Origin of the sequence: Pseudomonas sp. PDM10, from assembly GCF_014852295.1 — a bacterium.
Classification (GTDB): domain Bacteria; phylum Pseudomonadota; class Gammaproteobacteria; order Pseudomonadales; family Pseudomonadaceae; genus Aquipseudomonas.
The window spans coordinates 1-446 of the sequence record NZ_JACVBJ010000024.1 but is presented as its reverse complement, the minus strand read 5'-3'; the positions used below and the strand labels follow the sequence as shown (position 1 = coordinate 446).

Here is a 446-nt window from a genome sequence, read left to right as displayed (position 1 = left end):
GTTGAAGACATACATCCGGACCATGCGGTGCGACCAGTCGAGAAGATCGGGCGCCGCCTCGACCGGTATGCCGAGCATGCGGGCGATGATCGTCACGGGGATCGTTTCGGCGTACGTCTTGAGCAACTCGACCTCGCCGTCGCCTTCGAAACCATCGATAAGGGCGTGCGACAGCTGCTCGATATCCGGTCTCAGCTGTTCGATCTGCCTTGAGACGAACGCCCGGTTGACGAGGGTGCGCAGCCGCGTGTGTGCCGGCGGCTCGAGCTCCAGCAGCGAATGTTCCTCCAGCGCGTCGAAGTCCCTCAGATGTGGCTTCGGCGCCGACAGGCCGACCTCTTCGCGCGTCGCCACATGCAGGATCTGCCGACCGAAACGGCGGTCGCGGAGCAGCACGTTTACCTGGTCATAGCCTGCGAAATACCATTGTTGCCGCTCCTCCCAGA

General features: G+C 62.8%; 1 pseudogene. It reads right to left on the bottom strand.

The window, feature by feature from the left end:
* Positions 1-446, bottom strand: a pseudogene (locus tag IB252_RS29940) (cytochrome P450); the annotation flags it as partial.